The following is a 17,328-nucleotide window of genomic DNA, read 5'->3' as shown; positions in this document are numbered from 1 at the left end:
CACGCAAGGGGATAACCACAATTAGTCAATAATGCGAGTGACCATCGGACAATGATCGCTAAGGCGATATTGGAAGAGGTCACTTGTTTTATAGGTGCCTTGATAAGGCGTGGCCAGAGTAAGCGATGGGCTGGCGATGACATGGTCAATCAGGCTGCGAAACTTATGGGTTTTATTCGCTTGTTTGTTAGAGCGCACGACGCATTGCGCTGCGGTACGATCGCTCGCCAATTGCGCTTTGGTGCCCTCTGTCAAGGCGCGCCAAAGCCAGTCGCCTTTAAACGCCAGATTATGGTTAAAGTCGCCCATGATGAGGTAAGCCTCTTGGTTTGCTTCTCGTTCACTGATCCACGCGTTTAAGCTCTCACCTTGAGTGTAAAGTAGACGACAATCTCGATTATCACGATACGCGCCGCTGCAACCGGCTTTTAAATGCACCGAAAGAAGGTGCAGGGGTTGATGGCCTTGCGGGTTAAGCACCAGATAAGCGGCAAAGCGCAGTCGGCTGCGAGCTTGATCCACCAGTATGATGTCATCACGTTGCACGACCTCAATACCCGCTCTCACCGCAAACCCTGTATATTGGTTAATCGCACCAAACTGGGCGTCTTGATGGCGCTCTAACGAGCGATCCGATAACCAGATTTGATAGCCCGACCCCACAACGTTGCGCAGCGCTTGTTCATCATTGACCTCTTGAAAGGCGAGCACGTCGGGATCGATTTGGGAAAAATAACGACCTAAAGCGTCGAAATCTTGCGCAGAACGCAGTGACGCTTCAAAGCGGTCGCTAGGGTCAGAGCTAAGCCACTCAATATTCCAACTGGCTAACGTTAGAGCATGGCTTGAGCCGATGGAACCGACCAAGGCGACAAGTAGCACGTAAGCTCTGAGTGAGAGAAAAGAGGCGGTCCAATCGCGCATTGTTAGCGTCACCCTATCCATGAATTTGACTTATCCTTTATCCTATAAGTGCTCTGAAAATTGCAAGCGAATTCATCTCAAATCTGAATGTTTTCATCGTTTCCTTCCTAATTTTGATCGGTGCCACTAGAACGCTTTGATCTTACGCTAGGGGCGTTTTTTATTGATCAAAATCAATACTTTCATGGTGCCTATCTCGTTAAATACGCCACAATATATAGTATTGCTCGAATAAAAATTAACCCTATATAGTGTGTTTGTGGATAACTCTGTGAGTATGCTGGGTAAGGAGAAAAGGTGAAACCAATCGTAATCAAACGGGATGGCTCAAGAGCGCCATTTAGCCGAGATCGTATACAAGCCGCAGTGGAAGCCGCCGCCGATACCGTTGATAAAGAAATTGCCATCTACGCGCTCAATGTCGCGTTAGCGATCGAGCTGCAATTATGCGATCACGATGAAGTCCACATCCATGAAATCCAAACCCTAGTTGAAAACGAGTTGATGCAGGGGCCGTATAAGTCACTCGCGCGTGCTTACATTGAGTACCGCCATGACCGTGACATCGCGCGTGAAAAACAAAGTGCGCTGACGCGCGAAATTGAAGGTCTGATTGAAGAGAGCAATGTTGATCTCATCAACGAAAACGCCAACAAAGATGGCAAGGTGATCCCGACTCAGCGCGATCTATTGGCAGGCATTGTTGCGAAGCACTACGCGAAAACCCACATTTTACCCCGTGATGTTGTTCAAGCTCATGAATCGGGCGACATTCACTACCACGATTTAGATTACGCGCCGTTCTTTCCAATGTTCAACTGCATGCTTATTGACTTGCAAGGCATGCTAACCCACGGTTTTAAAATGGGTAACGCAGAGATTGATACACCGAAATCGATCTCGACGGCGACCGCAGTCACGGCGCAAATCATCGCGCAAGTTGCCAGTCATATCTATGGCGGCACCACCATCAACCGTATTGATGAGGTGCTCGAACCGTATGTGATGACGAGTTATGACAAGCACCTAGAGATCGCCAAAGAGTGGGATATTCATGATCCTGAAGCGTTTGCGCGTGCGCGCACTGAAAAAGAGTGTTACGACGCTTTCCAATCGTTGGAATATGAAGTGAACACCCTGCACACCGCTAACGGGCAAACGCCGTTTGTCACCTTTGGTTTTGGTTTAGGCACCAGTTGGGGCTCACGCCTTATTCAGCAATCCATCTTGAAGAATCGCATTGCCGGTTTGGGCAAAAACCGCAAAACAGCGGTGTTCCCTAAATTGGTATTTGGCATTAAAGACGGCCTAAACCACAAAGCGGGCGATCCGAACTACGACATCAAGCAATTGGCGTTGGAGTGTGCATCGAAGCGTATGTACCCCGATATCTTGAACTACGAAAAAGTTGTCGAAGTGACAGGGTCATTTAAAACGCCGATGGGTTGCCGTAGCTTCTTGGGCACTTATGAAGAAAATGGCGAGCTGATTCATGAAGGTCGCAACAACTTGGGGGTTGTGAGCCTCAACTTGCCACGCATTGCTATTCAAGCGGGCGGTGATGAGAGCAAATTCTACCAACTGCTGGATGCCAAGTTGAAACTGGCTCGCCGGGCGTTGGAAACACGCATCTCACGTTTAGAGAATGTCAAAGCGCGCGTCGCACCTATTCTCTATATGGAAGGGGCATGTGGCATCCGCCTAGGTGCCGATGAGCCGATTGCGAACATCTTCAAAAACGGTCGTGCCTCGATTTCACTTGGTTACATTGGTATCCACGAGACAGTAAATGCGCTCTTTGGCCATCAAACCCATGTGTACGATGACAGCGAACTGCGTGAAAAAGCGCTCAACATCATTAAGCATCTTAAACAAGCAGTGAATCAGTGGACACAAGAGTCTGGCTACGGTTACAGCTTATACGGCACACCTAGTGAAAACTTGTGCAGCCGTTTCTGCCGAATCGATACCAAAGAGTACGGTGTGATTGAAGGGGTGACGGATAAAGGCTACTACACCAACAGCTTCCACCTTGATGTGGAGAAGAAGGTTAACCCGTACGATAAAATTGATTTTGAAATGCCATACCCTGAAATCTCAAGTGGTGGATTCATCTGTTACGGTGAGTTCCCGAATATGCAGCGCAACATCGAAGCGCTCGAAAACGTCTGGGATTACAGCTACAGCCGCGTGCCTTACTACGGCACCAACACGCCGATTGATGAGTGTTATGAGTGTGGCTACAACGGTGAGTTCGACTGCACCAGCAAAGGCTTTACCTGCCCAAGCTGTGGCAACCACGACTCGACCAAAGTGTCAGTGACGCGACGCGTGTGTGGTTATCTTGGTAGCCCAGACGCCAGACCTTTCAACTTCGGCAAGCAAGAAGAAGTAAAACGACGCGTTAAGCATCTGTAAGTGGTCACCTAGACAAGCTAATAGGAAGCCAGTTTGACTGGCTTCTTTTGTCCTCTGGTTTGTTTCGTGTTTAGTTAGCGGCTTTTGTTTTGGAAAGAGCGATGAATTATCACCAATATTACCCCGTCGATGTGGTTAATGGCCCTGGCACCCGATGCACCTTGTTTGTCTCAGGTTGCGTGCATCAGTGTCGAGGCTGCTACAATCAGTCTACTCAGCGTTTGGACTCAGGAGTGTTGTTCACCCAAGAAGCGGAAGACCGAATCATCGCTGATCTTAACGATCCACGTATCAAGCGCCGCGGGTTATCGCTGTCCGGTGGAGATCCGCTCCACCCTGCTAACGTGCCACACATCCTTAAGTTGGTTAAACGCGTACGCGCGGAGTGCCCGGGAAAAGACATCTGGGTCTGGACGGGGTATACCCTAGCAGAGCTTGATGATGCGCAGCGTGAAGTGACGCAGTACATTGATACCTTAATCGATGGCAAATTCATTCAAGAGCAGCGCGATCTTAATCTTGAATGGCGGGGTAGCGCGAATCAAATCATCCACACGTTCAAATTACAGTGATACCTTGGTTTACGGCTCATTGTTAACTGTATGTAAAAATTTACAAAAGCAGTCGATGAAATTGAACTCTCGCTCACAAAATTGTTTCTAGAAAGTAGGATTAAATGATAAGTTGTCAGCCATCTTGAATTTCAAAGGGTTGTGACTTTCATGTTTTCTCAATTACCAGCACCTATGCTGGATCCAATTCTTTCTCTCTCTGTTGCGTACCGCAACGATCCTCGTGATGAAAAAGTAGACCTTGGTATTGGCGTTTATAAAAACAGCGCAGGTGAAACCCCTGTAATGCAAGCCATTAAACAAGCCCAAGATATTGTCGTCGCGACGCAAACCACCAAATCTTACGTTGGCCTTGCGGGCTGTGAGCAGTTTAACCAGTCGATGATTGATCTGCTGTTGACGGGCACATCGGCAATGGATCGCGTGTCTGCTATCCAAACCCCAGGTGCGAGCGGTGCGCTGCGTATGCTGGGTGACCTGATGAAGGTGGCGCAGCCAAATACAACAATATGGATTTCTGATCCAAGTTATGTGAACCACAAACCTGTGATGGAAGCGGCGGGGCTGAAAGTACGTCACTACCGCTATTTTAGCCGTGACACTAAGCAAGTCGACGTTGATGCCATGATGGCGGATTTACGTACCGCTGGAAAAGATGACGTCGTGTTATTACACGGTTGTTGCCATAACCCAACGGGTGCTGACATCGATTTTGACGCATGGCAGGCCATCACCCAGCTGTCGCAGAAAAATGGTTTTACCCCGTTTGTCGATATCGCTTATCAAGGTTTTGGCGACGGGTTAGAGGAAGACGCGAAAGGTCTTCGCTACATGGCAGACAACGTGGAAGAGATGTTGATCACCACGTCATGCTCGAAAAACTTTGGCCTATACCGTGAGCGTACGGGCGCGGCGATTGTGGTTGCCAACACTAAGCAGGAAGCGGACAACGCCAAAGGCAAGTTGATGACCCTCGCGCGTTCCACTTACACCATGCCGCCTGATCATGGCGCGGCGCTAGTGAAAACCATTTTGGGCAGTGACGCGCTGACCCAAGTCTGGAAACAAGAGCTGTCACAGATGCAACAACGTTTGGTTAGCCTACGCAAATCATTGTGTGATGAACTGAAAAATAGCCACGGAACATCACAATTCGACTTTATTCAGAGCCACAAAGGCATGTTCACTGTGCTAGGCTTTAGCCAAGAGCAAATGACGCAACTGCGTGAAGAATATGGCATTTATGGCGTAGGCGATGGTCGAATTAACATTGCCGGCTTGACGGAAAAAGACATCCCATACGTTGCCAACGCTATCGTTCGTGTCGCGTAAAGACATCTGCGTATTGAAAACTCGCGAGTGCCGCTCAAGATGAGCGGCCATGTTGACAAGATTAGGTGGTCCAATGAATAAAACATGGAAAATCGTCCTACCGTTACTATTGAGTGGTGGATTGGTGGCGTGTTCAACGACGGGTGAATCAGTGGTTGAGCCTGAGCAAACGCCACAAACGCAGGAGCCGGAAGTGACAACGCCAGAGGTGACGTCACCAGACACCTCGGAGCCAGAGCCGACTGCACCACAAGAGCCTGAGGTCAAACCTGAGCCTAAGCCGGAAAAACCAGTGGCACCTAAGCCGACAGAATCGCCGAAGAAAACGGCGGATGGCAAGTTGATGCTTGGTGAACAAGAGTGGGTGTATGTGCCCGGACTAGAAGCGAGCTTTAAAGCGCGTATCGATACCGGGGCGACAACGTCATCAATCAGTGCGGTAGAGGTGTTGCCGTTTGAGCGTGACGGAAAGGATTGGGTCAAGTTCAAAATTGAACACGAGGGTGTAAAAAGCAGAGAAATTGCTTTGCCTGTTCAGCGCTGGGTGAAAATTCGCCAATCCACTTCTGAAGAGTCTGAAAAGCGCGCAGTGGTTGAGGGCTGGATTCAAATCGGTGATGTGAAGGAAAAAACAGAGTTCACATTAGCCGACAGAACGCACTTGACCTACCCAATACTTCTTGGTCGTAGCTTCTTTAAAGACATTGCCGTTGTCGATGTTAGCCGTACGTTTATTCAAGACAAACACAAGTAAGACGCTCTGTTTGTCAGCTGAAAAAAAAAGCCGCTTAGCGGCTTTTTTTATGGATTATCAAGATGACCTTACCTTAGTCAATGGCCAGCAATTCAACGTCAAAAATGAGTGTCGCTGCGGGTGGGATAGGGCCAGTGCCGCTTTTTCCGTACGCTAATGTGCTTGGAATAAACAGTCTTACTTTGTCACCGACGTTCATGTAAGTCAGTCCTTCTTGCCACCCTTTGATCACTTGACCAAGTTTAAAGCTGATAGGCTCTCCACGCTCGACAGAGCTGTCGAATACCGTGCCGTCAATCAAGCTACCGTGGTAGTGCACTTTTACTGTGCTTGCCATCGTAGGGAATACCGTCCCTTCACCTTTCGTGAGTACTTGGTATTGAAGGCCACTGTCGGTGGTGATAACGCCTTCCTTTTGGCCATTATCAGCCAAAAATGCCTCACCAGCAGCAAGGTTAGCTTCGGCCGCTTTGCCGTTCGTCCAAGTACGATAGACGAAAAACACAGCGAGAACCACGATAACGATAGGAATGATAATTTTAGACATAATAACGTCCTGTCAGAGTTAAGGTTGAGCAAGTAAGAATTGGATCGTATTGGCAATGTCGGCAATATCGCTGTGCGCAGAGGTAAGGATGCGATACTTGCCTTTGACGATGAACATTGGCACCGCATTGATCTGCCCTTGAGTCGTCATCTCATGCGCGCGTTCAATCTTTTTAAACAGCTGACTTTGCTGATCATTATCGAGATTGTAAGGGCTGGTTAAGTTGCGAGTTTCAAACGCAGCATCAATCGCTTGCTTCTTGTCATCTAACGATGCGCCGTCCCCCATTTGCGCAGCGGCAAACAGTTCCGTCATCATTGCGTGATCCGGTGTATGACCAAGCTGCATTTGCGCGGAGTAGTAAATCATCGCTCCCACTTGTGCGCTTTCATTGAACGTGACGTGGACCTTGCCAAACGACTGGCCGACCAATTGTTCAAGTTCAGGTAGCGCCTCTTCCATTTTACGGCAGTGACTACAATGTAGAGAGAACACTTCAATAACGGGTTCCACTCGGAAGGTGGAGAGGTTAACGGGGAGTGGTTCGTAGTGTTTGCCTTCGGTGGGCTCGGTTGACTCACTGCATCCGGCTAAGCCAAATGTCAGTATGACGAGTGTCAGAGTAAGGAGTTTGTTCATTATGACTATCTCTGTATGCGCAGGCTTATCGTTCAACGTGACACCAACTCGATTTAACTCATTGGTTTATCATTGAATTCGCGCTGAGCGTGGAATGTGTTTCGATTCTACTATCGATAAGCCTTGATTCACAAGCTAAGTAGGTGGACGAGCAACTACCCTTAAAGTCTATAGGGTGGTAAGAAATATGCGTTTGGTCACGAGAGAAGCGCTAAAGTTCGCGCAAAATGGTCGATATAAAGAGAGTGTTGAGAAGTAACGAGTGATGACGACCATGACAAAATACATTTTGCCTCTACTGTTACTCCTGTCTGGATGCAGTGCCTCTATTCCCAAGGAGTTTGCTCGACTAGGCGGAGATATGTTGGATACCGCTCCGCAAAGCGACTCTGAATTGCGTTATCCAGATTGGGGTAAGGCGCCGATGTTATCATCAAACGCTGGTGTACAAGGCCCGATGGGGCAACAGCGCACTCAAAGCTATGGGGACTTACAGAGCTTTTTAGTCAGCAATGGTGTCGATTACGAAATTCTTCCGGGGAATCATGTGATGGTCAAACTTAAAGATACGATCAAGTTCCGCACTGGCTCATCGAACTTATCACCGGATTCTTTATATTGGGTCGATATGGTGGGGCGTTACTTATCGAAACAACCCGACATCGACATCGTGATTGACGGGCACGCCGATAGTACAGGCAATGCGTCTTTCAATGATCAACTCTCCGTCAAGCGAGCACAAGCCGTAAAAGCGCAACTGGCGCGCAACAACGTATCCATGAACTCTATTTTCACGCGCGGCTATGGAGAACATGTGCCAGCCTGTAGTAATAACACCCCGTCTGGCAAAGCCTGCAATCGACGAGTGGAAGTGCTCTTTATCGTTTCAAATAACTAGCGGGTGATCCCCACCACACGTTATCTCACACTGACCAACCATGAGCCTGACGTTTGTCAGGCTTTTTGTTCGTTCGAAAGTTCTACTTAGGCCTCAGAGTTGCAACTGTGGCTTGCTCTCCGCGATTTTAGCAACAATCTGGCGAAAACTTTCTAACATTTTGTGTTCGAACGCTCATTTGTGGCGGTCGATGCTTTTCTGTGTTCTTGCTTTGTGCACAATGACCTCATAAGACAAAAAGAAAGTAAAGGACCCTACTATGACGGAGCAAAAGTACATCGTCGCTCTCGATCAAGGCACGACGAGCTCAAGAACGGTGGTACTCGACCACGATGCCAATATTGTCAGTGTCTCCCAACGTGAATTCACTCAGATTTACCCGCATGGCGGCTGGGTAGAGCACGACCCGATGGAGATCTATGCCACGCAAAGCTCAACATTGATTGAAGCGCTGACCAAAAGCGGTATTCGCAGCGACCAGGTGGCGGCGATCGGTATCACTAACCAGCGTGAAACCACTATTGTCTGGAACAAAGAGACGGGGAAACCGATTTATAACGCGATTGTTTGGCAGTGTCGTCGCACCGCGAAGATTTGTGAGCAGTTACAAGAGCGTGGATTGTCGGATTACATTCGTGATACCACAGGGCTTTTGCTTGACCCTTACTTCTCGGGCACTAAGGTGAAATGGATTCTCGACAACGTCGAAGGCGCACGTCAACTGGCGCAACAGGGAAAACTGCTGTTTGGTACGGTGGATACCTGGCTCGTGTGGAAAATGACACAGGGTCGAGTGCATGCAACCGACTATACCAACGCCTCACGTACCTTGTTGTTTAACATCAACACCCTAGAGTGGGATCAGCGCATGCTCGACGAATTGGACATCCCGCGTTCCATGATGCCGGAAGTGAAAAATTCGTCAGCGTTGTTTGGTCAAACGAACATCGGCGGCAAAGGCGGTACGCGAATTCCGATTGCTGGGATCGCAGGCGACCAGCAAGCTGCGTTGTTTGGCCAGATGTGTGTGAGTGCGGGCCAAGCGAAAAATACTTACGGCACGGGCTGCTTCTTGTTGATGAATACCGGCAACGAAAAAGTGACCTCGCATAATGGACTGCTGACGACGCTCGCTTGCGGCCCGAGGGGGGAGCCCAGTTATGCGCTAGAAGGTGCGGTATTTATGGGGGGCGCATCGATTCAGTGGCTGAGAGATGAGCTTAAGCTGCTCTCTGATGCGAAAGATTCTGAATACTTCGCAACCAAAGTGGCGACCTCAAACGGAGTGTATGTCGTGCCTGCATTCACCGGTTTGGGCGCACCGTATTGGGATGCGTATGCGCGAGGCACCATCGTCGGACTGACGCGTGGGACCAGCGCGAATCACATTATCCGTGCGACGTTGGAAGGCATTGCTTATCAAACCCGTGATGTGATTGACGCGATGCAAAGTGATTCTGGCATCAAACTCGAAGCGTTGCGTGTTGATGGCGGCGCAGTGGCGAATAACTTCCTGATGCAATTCCAAGCCGATGTGTTGGATGTGGATGTGATGAGACCCAAGGTCACCGAAGTCACTGCGCTTGGGGCGGCGTATCTTGCCGGGCTAGAAGTCGGTTTTTGGGACAGCTTGGATGAGTTGAGTAACAAAGCAGAAATCGATCGCCAGTTTACGCCGCATCATGATGAAGAGAAACGCCAACGTCGATACAAAGGGTGGAAGCGCGCCGTCAGCGCTGCGCAGGCGTGGGCTGCATTGCATGAAGAGGACGACGACGACGACGACGAATAAAAAACGCCCTCGCTACAGTGAGCGAGGGCGTCTGTCTAATTAAATCAGAATTAAGCGGCGCTCGTTACTTTTTCAGCGCTGCTTTTTTTTTCGCTGTGCATTTTGGCAAGGAAGTAGACGTTCACACAAGCGATGAAACCGTTGGTGACCACCACTGGCCACGCATCAATCATCAAGCCGTAAGCGGTGAATAAACCACAACCAACGAAGTTTAAAATGCGAAGTTTAACGATATCTTTCATGGTAAGTGAGATAGCGACCATGATAGACGCCGCATAACCCAAAATTTCAACCATATTCATGTCCATAATTTGACCCTCATAATGTATCTAGGCAGTGTCTGTGCCCGACCCAATTCTTCTCGTCATGAGATAAGTGAGGAAGCTCCGTGCCTCGAATGGTCAGTTGATTAACTGTGGTGGACTATAGCAGGGTGAAATGTGTGACGAAACCCTCAATTTGCGTAACGGAGAAGGTTAGCGATTACGCAAACGTTTTATGTCAAGAGACAAAGGAAAATAACGATTTGTGTTGAGCTTCAAAGTCTTTGAGACGTAAAAAAGCCCGCAGTTGATGCGGGCTCGATAAGCGGTAAAATGACGCTGAGGGTTATTTCTTCCCTTGTGCCACTTTATCTTCTTCAGTAAGTTCGCGAATACGGCGGCTGATTTCACGGCGTTCTTTTGAAATTTCAGCACTTTTGATGATGTGGTCATCGACGCGATCTTCGTAATCCGCTTTCATGTTTTTGATGATCTGCGTGATCTCTTCGGTGCTCATGGTTGGCTTGATGTAATCCAGTAGGTTATCGAGCAAATCGACACGCTTCTGGTTATCTCGAACTTTCTTTTCGTTATCTAAAAGTTCACGCTTGAGTTTATTTTTACGACGAGCCTGAGCTACGATTTCAAATACACCACTCATAGTAGGTTCCTTTCCTAATTCTCATAAAGACTGACACGATTAAATCACATCATGTCGCAGGTGAATAGTCTTTAGATCAATCATTACAGCATGTTGACGCTTTTATCGCCGGTCACTCTGGGCAAGAGCAACGCAATGATTGAGCCCATAGGAAAGTTCAGGCTATTATCAGGGAACCTCTTCAAACCGGATTGTTTTCAACATTCACTATGTGCCAATCAATGTTACGTCACTCGTCTATTTTATTTAACCTCGCTTCCGTTGTTGAAGATGACACTGCTACTGGTGTTGAGGCGTCACCGAAGACAGAGAAAGTGGCCAACGCGTATCGCTCTGAACGTACGCGTCAAGAGATCACAGAAGTCGAACTCAACCGTAGCAAGATAGTGATGATGGACAACAATGGTAATATCAAAAGAATCCCACTCATTGGTGAGCACTAGCGCATGACACTGCGTTCAAAGTGCGACATCAAGAGCCACGTTAAGGATCTAACATGAATATAGAACTGACCCCTTTAGAAGCCCGAGTGATCGGTTGTCTCATCGAAAAAGAAGTCACGACACCGGACTATTATCCGCTGACACTCAATAGCTTGACAGCGGCCTGCAATCAGAAAAGTAACCGTGAGCCCGTTATGGCGCTTAGCGACTCAGAAGTGCGCGACGCGGTCGATAGCTTGATTGCCCGCCGTTTGGTCAGTGACGAAAGTGGCTTTAATAGTCGCGCGAATAAATTCCAACACCGTTTTTGCAACACCGAATTTGGTGATTTGAAATTAACCGATCAAGAAAAGGGGCTGGTGTGCTGCCTGTTGCTCCGCGGTGCGCAAACGCCAGGTGAACTTCGCTCTCGTACCAATCGACTGGCTGAGTTTGCAGATGTGAAAGAAGTAGAAGCGCTGCTCGACAGCATGGCGTCACGCGAGGAGGGGCCTCTTGTGGTTAAGCTCCCTCGTGAGCCTGGCAAACGTGAATCTCGTTATCAGCATCTATTTAGCGGCGCTGTCGATATCGACGTTATTCATCAAAGCCCTGTTTTGGCGCCGGCAGCCGGCGATTCTGACGCACTGCAACGCATCGAGCAATTAGAGCACGAAGTCTTAGAGCTCAAAGCCTCCCTTGAGGATCTGAAAGAACAACTTGCGTTATTCACGTCATAAAAAATGACGACAAGCGATAAGGAAGCTCCGTGCTCGGCGTGGTACGTCTATTTTGTCCGTACCCGCTCAAACTCACTGTATTGTGGGATAACCACAGACGTCGAGCGCCGATTCTCCGAGCATTGCGGCGGAAAAGGCGCCAAGGCGCTGAAAGGAAAAGGACAGCTAACCCTTGCCTGGTCAAGCTATGTCGCGGACTCACGCAGTCAGGCCAGCAAGGTCGAAGCGCGGTTAAAAAAACTGAGCAAAAGCAAGAAGGAAGCGATCGTATCTGGTCACTTGTTATTCACTCAGGCGATTGATGCTTGATAAATAAAAGATTTACCTGATGGTTTGTAATATTTTGTATTAACCTTAGAGATGAAATCATACTAAAGGTTGATATGGATATGAGACTAACAACGAAAATTTCATCAGTGGCAATGTTAACAGTACTTTCGTTACCAGCGAACAGTGCGACGTTTGTCGCGGACGCTCGCGGCAACGGTATGGGAAACACAGGCGTCACGAGCGCTGACTACCTGCTCGGAGCGTTTTATAACCCTGCTTTAGTGGCCGTTCATCGTGAAAATGACGATTTTGGTTTATTGCTTCCATCGATTGGGGCAAACGTTCGAGATGGAGACGAATCGCTCAAAGTGATTGACGATTTGCAAGACACGATAGACCGCTTTGACCCGAATAATCCAGATCCTGCAACAGAGGATCAGCTCAACGCCTACTTGGATCAATTGGCGGATGATAAACCATTAGGTGTGAATGGTGGCGCTGGCGCTGCAGTTGCGTTTCCCATCAACACCCTATCAGCAAATGTCTTTGTGCGCGGTTACGCGGATGTAATAGGCAAAACCAACATTGCTGACGATTCAGACACTCAGGCCCGTTATGAGAACTCAACTGTTAATTTGTGGGCCTTTGGTTACACAGAGGTGGGTGTGGCTCTTGCAAAGCGCATCACGCTTGGTGGTCAAGACATTGCCATAGGTGTCACGCCGAAATACCAAGAGTTGAGAACCTATAAAGAGACGATTTCCGTCGAAGACTTCGATATTAGTGACTACGATCAAAGTGAAAACAAGCAGAGTCACTTCAATATGGACCTCGGCTTTGTCTGGTTCTATCAAAACTTTCGTTTAGGCATAGCAGCAAAGGATCTGTTTAGCAAAGATATCGAAACTTTAGATGGGCTCGATAAATACGCTTTTAATACTCAGGTGACCGCTTCGGGTTCTTACGTATCAGACTATTTTGTTGCGGCATTGGATGTTGATCTTACCAAACAAGAGCGTTTCGAAGTATCTGCTCTAGGTGTAGAGGATGATACCCAATTTGTGCGCTTCGGTATTGAAGGCAACGCATTTGGCTGGGCACAACTGCGTTTAGGTTACCAAGTTGATTTAGAAGAGACGTTAGACGATTCAGTGACGGTTGGCTTGGGTATTAGCCCCGGTGATTTAGTCAGTCTTGACCTTGCTGGCAGTTACGCGGGCGACAACCAATTTGGCGCCTCTGCAAACTTGGCATTTACCTTCTAAAATATACCGTTAGGACTGATCAAACAAACGCTTGTTTGATCAGTCTTTGAGGTTAACGTGGCGACAAAAGCGTGTTACTGTACAAAAGCTCGTTAAACGGCGTATTTGGCAACAGTTGGCTAGAGTATAATGAGAAAAAACAATAACCTAATAAAAAAGTTTGGTGTTGGCTTGGTGCTGTTTTCTATGATTACCACAGCGCAGGCCACGCAGGTACTGGATGGGTATTGGCAATATGACCAATACTTGGACGAATTTCCAACACAGCGAGTGCTGACTGAATCTCTTGGGGAGGCAGTGCGAAACGCGCCGGTTCCACTAGCGGCTAAGCAAGAGAAATCGATTTCTATTTCTGTTATCTATCCTGGTCAACAAGTCTCCGATTATTGGGTGCGTAATATCAAAGCTTTTGAAATGCGCTTAGATAGGCTGGGCATTCGTTACGAAATCAATCAGGTATTTACCCGTCCGAATGCGGATGTTCGTCAGCAGAGTTTGTCATTACTCGAAGCAGTACAAAGTAAAACTGACTATTTAATCTTTACCCTTGATACCACTCGACACCGCAAGTTTATTGAACACGTACTGAGTTCGACTGACACTAAACTCATATTGCAGAATATCACTACACCAGTGCGCGCTTGGGCCGATCAGCAACCTTTTTTGTACATAGGATTTGACCATATCAAAGGTACGGAGGTTTTAGAACAACACTATAAAGAAGTCACGGACAAGCAAAGTCGTTACTCAGTGCTTTATTTTTCTGAAGGCTACGTCAGTGATGCGCGAGGTGATACCTTTATCGAGGCGATGAGTCACCATGACAATTATGTGTTGTCTTCATCGTTTTACACTCAAGCGACGCGTGAGTCAGGCTACGAAGCGGCAAAACTGGCGTTAGAACGCGATCCTTCGATTGAGTTTATGTACGCATGTTCAACCGATGTGGCACTTGGCGCATCAGATGCGCTTAAAGAGCAAGGACGAGAGGATATCTTGATCAATGGTTGGGGTGGAGGTAGCGCCGAATTAGATGCGCTTGCCGATGCTCATTTGTCGTTTACTGTAATGCGCATGAATGATGATACTGGCATCGCGATGGCAGAAGCGATCAAATGGGATCTAGAGAGTAAACCGGTTCCGCAAGTATACTCCGGTGATTTTGAATTGGTCACAGCAGGTGACGATTCCGAGCGTGTGCGGTCGCTAAAGCAGCGCGCATTTAGGTACTCAGATCAACCATGAGTAAAACCGTGAGTCGTAGCAAGCACAAACTTGCCACCTTATTGACTAACTCAATTTTCTTGACCATTGTGTTTTTAACCATGGTCATGCTGGTGCAAAACTACCAAGTGAATCAACAGGTGGTTGAGCAAGAAGTGGCGCGTTCCAAGCAGCAAACTCAGAGCCTTGTTCAGGAAAATTTCAATTACCGCTTGAGTGCACTTGAGATCCAGCAAGACAGCTATAGCTTAAACGATGGTTTGTTCGAGGCTGTTGCGCGAAAAGACGACGACGCCGTCATCCGCATTTTTGACGGCATTGACCAACGCACCGCCAGTCTTGCACCGGATTTTCGATTTGTCGCCTCGCGTGATCAAGTGGTCTGGGCGGATTACAATTTTCAATTTTATGGTATCACCCAAGCGCAGATCCAACACCTCCATGATGAGACGGTGGCAAGTCGTGCTTGGCGTTTAGAACAATTGCCCACGCCACTTGGCGTGCGTTATGTCCTGCTTCGGCGCACCGCCATTGTTAACTTAGATACTGGTGAAGTGTTTGGCCACGCATACATCGCTGTAGTGTTGAATGACAACTTCTCCTGGGTCAACTCGATACTTAAAGCAAGTAACGCCAATGATTTGATGTTTGTCGTGGGTTCAGACATTATCGCATCGAGTACAAAAAACAGCGATTTGCGCCATATAGATTGGCTTGCCGCTGCCACAAAGTCATTCAATGCCAGTGAATTTACGGTGTCAAAAACCGATCTAACCATCAACGAGTCGCCCACTTATTTATCGGTTTATACCATTCAGAGCAATGAACACATCATGTTGTTTGTTAAAACACGCTACATCTGGATGGTTGTGATAGCCGTACTCATTGTGGCGATTACGGTATCGACACGCTATTGGATTGGGCGTCGCTTATCGAGCGAACTGCAAACTTTGATGGATTACACCGAAAGCACATCAGAGTCGATGACACTCGAGCCCTTTTCGGGGTCCACAATCAAAGAGTTTGACCACATAGGTCATGCCTTTCAAAGCTCGTTTCAACGTATTCGTCAACAGGAGAAGCAATTCACTGATTTGTTCAACTTCTCCCTCTCTCCAATCATGCTATGGGACGTCAATGGGGAGTTGATTCGTATGAACCCCTCTGCAGAGCGCGCATTTCGAGAGAGCAGTCGCGCTAGTGACGGGGGAGCAAGCATGGTTGAGTGCCTTACCCCTCACATTCGAATGTGCGCCAAAGGCGCAACGCTCACCGGCATCAATACCACCATAGGCACTAAGACGTACCGGTGGAATCTGTCTCCCATTCATGTTGATAACACAGAGCTACAAATCATGGCTCAAGGTCAAGACGTTACGAGCCTGATTGAGGCCGAAGAGCAGAGTAAGCGTGCCCGAGAAGAGGCCCTTGAATCAGCACGTATGCGGGCAGATTTCCTAGCAAAAATGAGCCATGAACTACGCACACCACTCAACGGTATTTTAGGGGTTTCACAGTTACTCAAACATAAACTCAAAGAGCCGAGTAATATCGAGAAAGTCGATGTTTTATGTAATAGTGGCGAGCACTTGCTGGCGGTGTTAGATGATATTTTGGATTTTTCCAAAATTGAGCGTGGAAAATTTAACATCGAACGCATTGATTTTAAGCTGAGCGAACTCACCAGTGCGGTCGACAATATTTTTAGACCACTATGCCAAGAAAAAGGTATCGGTTTTGTTGTGGAAAGCAATTTCTCTGACCAAGTTTGGGCGCACAGTGATCAAGTTCGTTTGAATCAAATACTGTTTAATCTCGCTAGTAATGCGGTCAAGTTTACACATGACGGGCAGGTGACGGTGCGTATTCACCTAGTGGGTGACGAAGACGAGCAGTTACTCGAAATCGTCGTCGAAGATACCGGAATTGGTATTGACGGTGAACGGCTGAAACACATTTTTGAGCCGTTCGTCCAAGCTGAATCGACGACCACTCGCGAATACGGAGGCAGTGGCTTAGGTTTAGCTATTGTGCATAGCTTAGTGGAAATGCTCGATGGCACCGCGGATATTGAGAGCATCAAGGGCGAGGGGACGATCTTTTCTGTTCAACTGCCTATCCACACTAAAATTGCCGATGAAAAACAAGCACAAAGTGGGTTGCAATTTGATCCGAAAACCTTGTTCGATCGCGCGCTCTCAGTATTGCTTGTTGAAGACAACCATACCAATGCCTTTATTGCCAAAGCCTTTTGTGAAAAGTACGGCATGGAAGTGACGTGGGTAAAAGATGGCTACAATGCCCTTGAGTTGTTGCAAGCTCAGGTGTTTGATTTGGTATTGATGGACAACCAACTGCCTAACCTTGGTGGCATCGAAACGACGGCAAGGATTCGCAGTGAACTCCAATTAACCGTGCCTGTTTTTGCTTGTACCGCAGATGGAATGGAAGATACGCGCAGAGCCTTTGAACAAGCTGGGGCGAATTACGTCATCGTCAAGCCGATCAAAGAGTCGGCATTGAATGTTGCGTTCCACTACTTTAAACAACATTTCTATACTTTGTCGAGGTGAAGCCGCCACCCTATTCGTTTGGTAGGGGGGGAAT

17 protein-coding genes are annotated in these 17,328 nt (G+C 47.9%); 12 read left to right on the top strand and 5 right to left on the bottom strand.

Going from position 1 to position 17,328, the window contains the following annotated elements; genetic code table 11:
* Positions 1–21: 21 nt before the first annotated feature.
* Entirely contained in the window at positions 22–924 is a 903-nt protein-coding gene (locus tag AC6R0L_RS04060) for an endonuclease/exonuclease/phosphatase family protein (RefSeq protein ID WP_500628315.1), read from the bottom strand.
* Between the two features lie 297 nt (positions 925–1,221).
* Between AC6R0L_RS04060 and nrdD the strand changes: the two genes are divergently transcribed.
* From nrdD to AC6R0L_RS04040, 4 genes are all read left to right on the top strand, one after another.
* A complete protein-coding gene (nrdD, locus tag AC6R0L_RS04055; RefSeq protein WP_500628314.1) occupies positions 1,222–3,342 on the top strand; it encodes an anaerobic ribonucleoside-triphosphate reductase in 2,121 nt (706 codons plus the stop codon).
* Positions 3,343–3,443: 101 nt separating this feature from the next.
* Positions 3,444–3,914 carry an anaerobic ribonucleoside-triphosphate reductase-activating protein gene (gene nrdG / locus AC6R0L_RS04050; protein ID WP_500628313.1) on the top strand — a complete coding sequence of 157 codons (471 nt, stop codon included), beginning with the start codon at positions 3,444–3,446 and terminating at the stop codon, positions 3,912–3,914.
* A 150-nt stretch (positions 3,915–4,064) separates the two neighbouring features.
* Positions 4,065–5,246, top strand: coding sequence for an amino acid aminotransferase (locus AC6R0L_RS04045; RefSeq protein ID WP_500628312.1), 1,182 nt, complete (start codon positions 4,065–4,067; stop codon positions 5,244–5,246).
* A 73-nt stretch (positions 5,247–5,319) separates the two neighbouring features.
* On the top strand, positions 5,320–6,000 hold the full coding sequence (locus AC6R0L_RS04040) for a putative ATP-dependent zinc protease (RefSeq protein ID WP_334551810.1): 681 nt from the start codon (positions 5,320–5,322) through the stop codon (positions 5,998–6,000).
* Between the two features lie 73 nt (positions 6,001–6,073).
* Here the strand turns inward: AC6R0L_RS04040 and bamJ are convergent, their stop codons facing one another.
* Together bamJ and AC6R0L_RS04030 are read right to left on the bottom strand one after the other, a co-directional pair.
* On the bottom strand, positions 6,074–6,547 hold the full coding sequence (gene bamJ / locus AC6R0L_RS04035; protein WP_500628311.1) for a BamJ family beta-barrel-assembly machinery protein: 474 nt from the start codon (positions 6,545–6,547) through the stop codon (positions 6,074–6,076).
* 18 nt (positions 6,548–6,565) lie between these two features.
* Positions 6,566–7,186: a thiol:disulfide interchange protein DsbA/DsbL gene (locus AC6R0L_RS04030; RefSeq protein ID WP_500628310.1), complete on the bottom strand. Its 621-nt coding sequence runs from the start codon at positions 7,184–7,186 to the stop codon at positions 6,566–6,568.
* 274 nt (positions 7,187–7,460) lie between these two features.
* Between AC6R0L_RS04030 and AC6R0L_RS04025 the strand changes: the two genes are divergently transcribed.
* Both AC6R0L_RS04025 and glpK read left to right on the top strand, forming a co-directional pair.
* On the top strand, positions 7,461–8,084 hold the full coding sequence (locus tag AC6R0L_RS04025; RefSeq protein WP_500628309.1) for an OmpA family protein: 624 nt from the start codon (positions 7,461–7,463) through the stop codon (positions 8,082–8,084).
* A 259-nt stretch (positions 8,085–8,343) separates the two neighbouring features.
* Positions 8,344–9,876, top strand: a complete 1,533-nt coding sequence (glpK, locus tag AC6R0L_RS04020; RefSeq protein ID WP_500628308.1) for a glycerol kinase GlpK — start codon at positions 8,344–8,346, stop codon at positions 9,874–9,876.
* Between the two features lie 50 nt (positions 9,877–9,926).
* Here the strand turns inward: glpK and AC6R0L_RS04015 are convergent, their stop codons facing one another.
* Together AC6R0L_RS04015 and AC6R0L_RS04010 are read right to left on the bottom strand one after the other, a co-directional pair.
* The gene (locus AC6R0L_RS04015; RefSeq protein ID WP_500628307.1) at positions 9,927–10,184 is read right to left on the bottom strand and encodes a hypothetical protein; all 258 of its coding nucleotides are present in this window, start codon (positions 10,182–10,184) and stop codon (positions 9,927–9,929) included.
* Positions 10,185–10,485: 301 nt separating this feature from the next.
* Complete coding sequence (locus AC6R0L_RS04010) at positions 10,486–10,800, bottom strand: DUF496 family protein (RefSeq protein WP_334551816.1); 315 nt, start codon at positions 10,798–10,800, stop codon at positions 10,486–10,488.
* 221 nt (positions 10,801–11,021) lie between these two features.
* Between AC6R0L_RS04010 and AC6R0L_RS04005 the strand changes: the two genes are divergently transcribed.
* The 6 genes from AC6R0L_RS04005 to luxQ all read left to right on the top strand — a co-directional run bounded on the left by AC6R0L_RS04005 (position 11,022) and on the right by luxQ (position 17,294).
* Entirely contained in the window at positions 11,022–11,243 is a 222-nt protein-coding gene (locus AC6R0L_RS04005; RefSeq protein ID WP_500628306.1) for a hypothetical protein, read from the top strand.
* A gap of 53 nt (positions 11,244–11,296) precedes the next feature.
* Positions 11,297–11,962 (top strand): YceH family protein, encoded by a 666-nt coding sequence (locus AC6R0L_RS04000; protein WP_500628305.1) that lies wholly within the window; start codon positions 11,297–11,299, stop codon positions 11,960–11,962.
* Between the two features lie 3 nt (positions 11,963–11,965).
* Positions 11,966–12,271, top strand: a complete 306-nt coding sequence (locus tag AC6R0L_RS03995) for a GIY-YIG nuclease family protein (protein WP_500625292.1) — start codon at positions 11,966–11,968, stop codon at positions 12,269–12,271.
* 80 nt (positions 12,272–12,351) lie between these two features.
* The gene (locus AC6R0L_RS03990) at positions 12,352–13,497 is read left to right on the top strand and encodes a conjugal transfer protein TraF (protein ID WP_500628304.1); all 1,146 of its coding nucleotides are present in this window, start codon (positions 12,352–12,354) and stop codon (positions 13,495–13,497) included.
* Between the two features lie 186 nt (positions 13,498–13,683).
* The gene (locus tag AC6R0L_RS03985) at positions 13,684–14,742 is read left to right on the top strand and encodes an autoinducer 2-binding periplasmic protein LuxP (RefSeq protein WP_500628399.1); all 1,059 of its coding nucleotides are present in this window, start codon (positions 13,684–13,686) and stop codon (positions 14,740–14,742) included.
* Positions 14,739–17,294 carry a quorum-sensing autoinducer 2 sensor kinase/phosphatase LuxQ gene (luxQ, locus tag AC6R0L_RS03980; protein WP_500628303.1) on the top strand — a complete coding sequence of 852 codons (2,556 nt, stop codon included), beginning with the start codon at positions 14,739–14,741 and terminating at the stop codon, positions 17,292–17,294. The genes AC6R0L_RS03985 and luxQ overlap by 4 nt, the downstream gene beginning before the upstream one ends.
* Positions 17,295–17,328 lie beyond the last annotated feature (34 nt).

This window comes from Vibrio sp. R15-SG3-ISO1A (assembly GCF_059833955.1).
Note: the sequence above shows the minus strand (reverse complement) of the source record. Positions and strands in the feature narration are given on the sequence as shown.

What these genes read in the sequence shown, in the direction of transcription:
- AC6R0L_RS04060 (WP_500628315.1), bottom strand. Translation starts at nt 924, where the DNA reads ATGCGCGATTGGACCGCCTCTTTTCTCTCACTCAGAGCTTACGTGCTA.
- nrdG (WP_500628313.1), top strand. Translation starts at nt 3,444, where the DNA reads ATGAATTATCACCAATATTACCCCGTCGATGTGGTTAATGGCCCTGGC.
- AC6R0L_RS04045 (WP_500628312.1), top strand. Translation starts at nt 4,065, where the DNA reads ATGTTTTCTCAATTACCAGCACCTATGCTGGATCCAATTCTTTCTCTC.
- AC6R0L_RS04040 (WP_334551810.1), top strand. Translation starts at nt 5,320, where the DNA reads ATGAATAAAACATGGAAAATCGTCCTACCGTTACTATTGAGTGGTGGA.
- bamJ (WP_500628311.1), bottom strand. Translation starts at nt 6,547, where the DNA reads ATGTCTAAAATTATCATTCCTATCGTTATCGTGGTTCTCGCTGTGTTT.
- AC6R0L_RS04030 (WP_500628310.1), bottom strand. Translation starts at nt 7,186, where the DNA reads ATGAACAAACTCCTTACTCTGACACTCGTCATACTGACATTTGGCTTA.
- AC6R0L_RS04025 (WP_500628309.1), top strand. Translation starts at nt 7,461, where the DNA reads ATGACAAAATACATTTTGCCTCTACTGTTACTCCTGTCTGGATGCAGT.
- glpK (WP_500628308.1), top strand. Translation starts at nt 8,344, where the DNA reads ATGACGGAGCAAAAGTACATCGTCGCTCTCGATCAAGGCACGACGAGC.
- AC6R0L_RS04015 (WP_500628307.1), bottom strand. Translation starts at nt 10,184, where the DNA reads ATGGACATGAATATGGTTGAAATTTTGGGTTATGCGGCGTCTATCATG.
- AC6R0L_RS04010 (WP_334551816.1), bottom strand. Translation starts at nt 10,800, where the DNA reads ATGAGTGGTGTATTTGAAATCGTAGCTCAGGCTCGTCGTAAAAATAAA.
- AC6R0L_RS04005 (WP_500628306.1), top strand. Translation starts at nt 11,022, where the DNA reads ATGTTACGTCACTCGTCTATTTTATTTAACCTCGCTTCCGTTGTTGAA.
- AC6R0L_RS04000 (WP_500628305.1), top strand. Translation starts at nt 11,297, where the DNA reads ATGAATATAGAACTGACCCCTTTAGAAGCCCGAGTGATCGGTTGTCTC.
- AC6R0L_RS03995 (WP_500625292.1), top strand. Translation starts at nt 11,966, where the DNA reads ATGACGACAAGCGATAAGGAAGCTCCGTGCTCGGCGTGGTACGTCTAT.
- AC6R0L_RS03990 (WP_500628304.1), top strand. Translation starts at nt 12,352, where the DNA reads ATGAGACTAACAACGAAAATTTCATCAGTGGCAATGTTAACAGTACTT.
- AC6R0L_RS03985 (WP_500628399.1), top strand. Translation starts at nt 13,684, where the DNA reads ATGATTACCACAGCGCAGGCCACGCAGGTACTGGATGGGTATTGGCAA.
- luxQ (WP_500628303.1), top strand. Translation starts at nt 14,739, where the DNA reads ATGAGTAAAACCGTGAGTCGTAGCAAGCACAAACTTGCCACCTTATTG.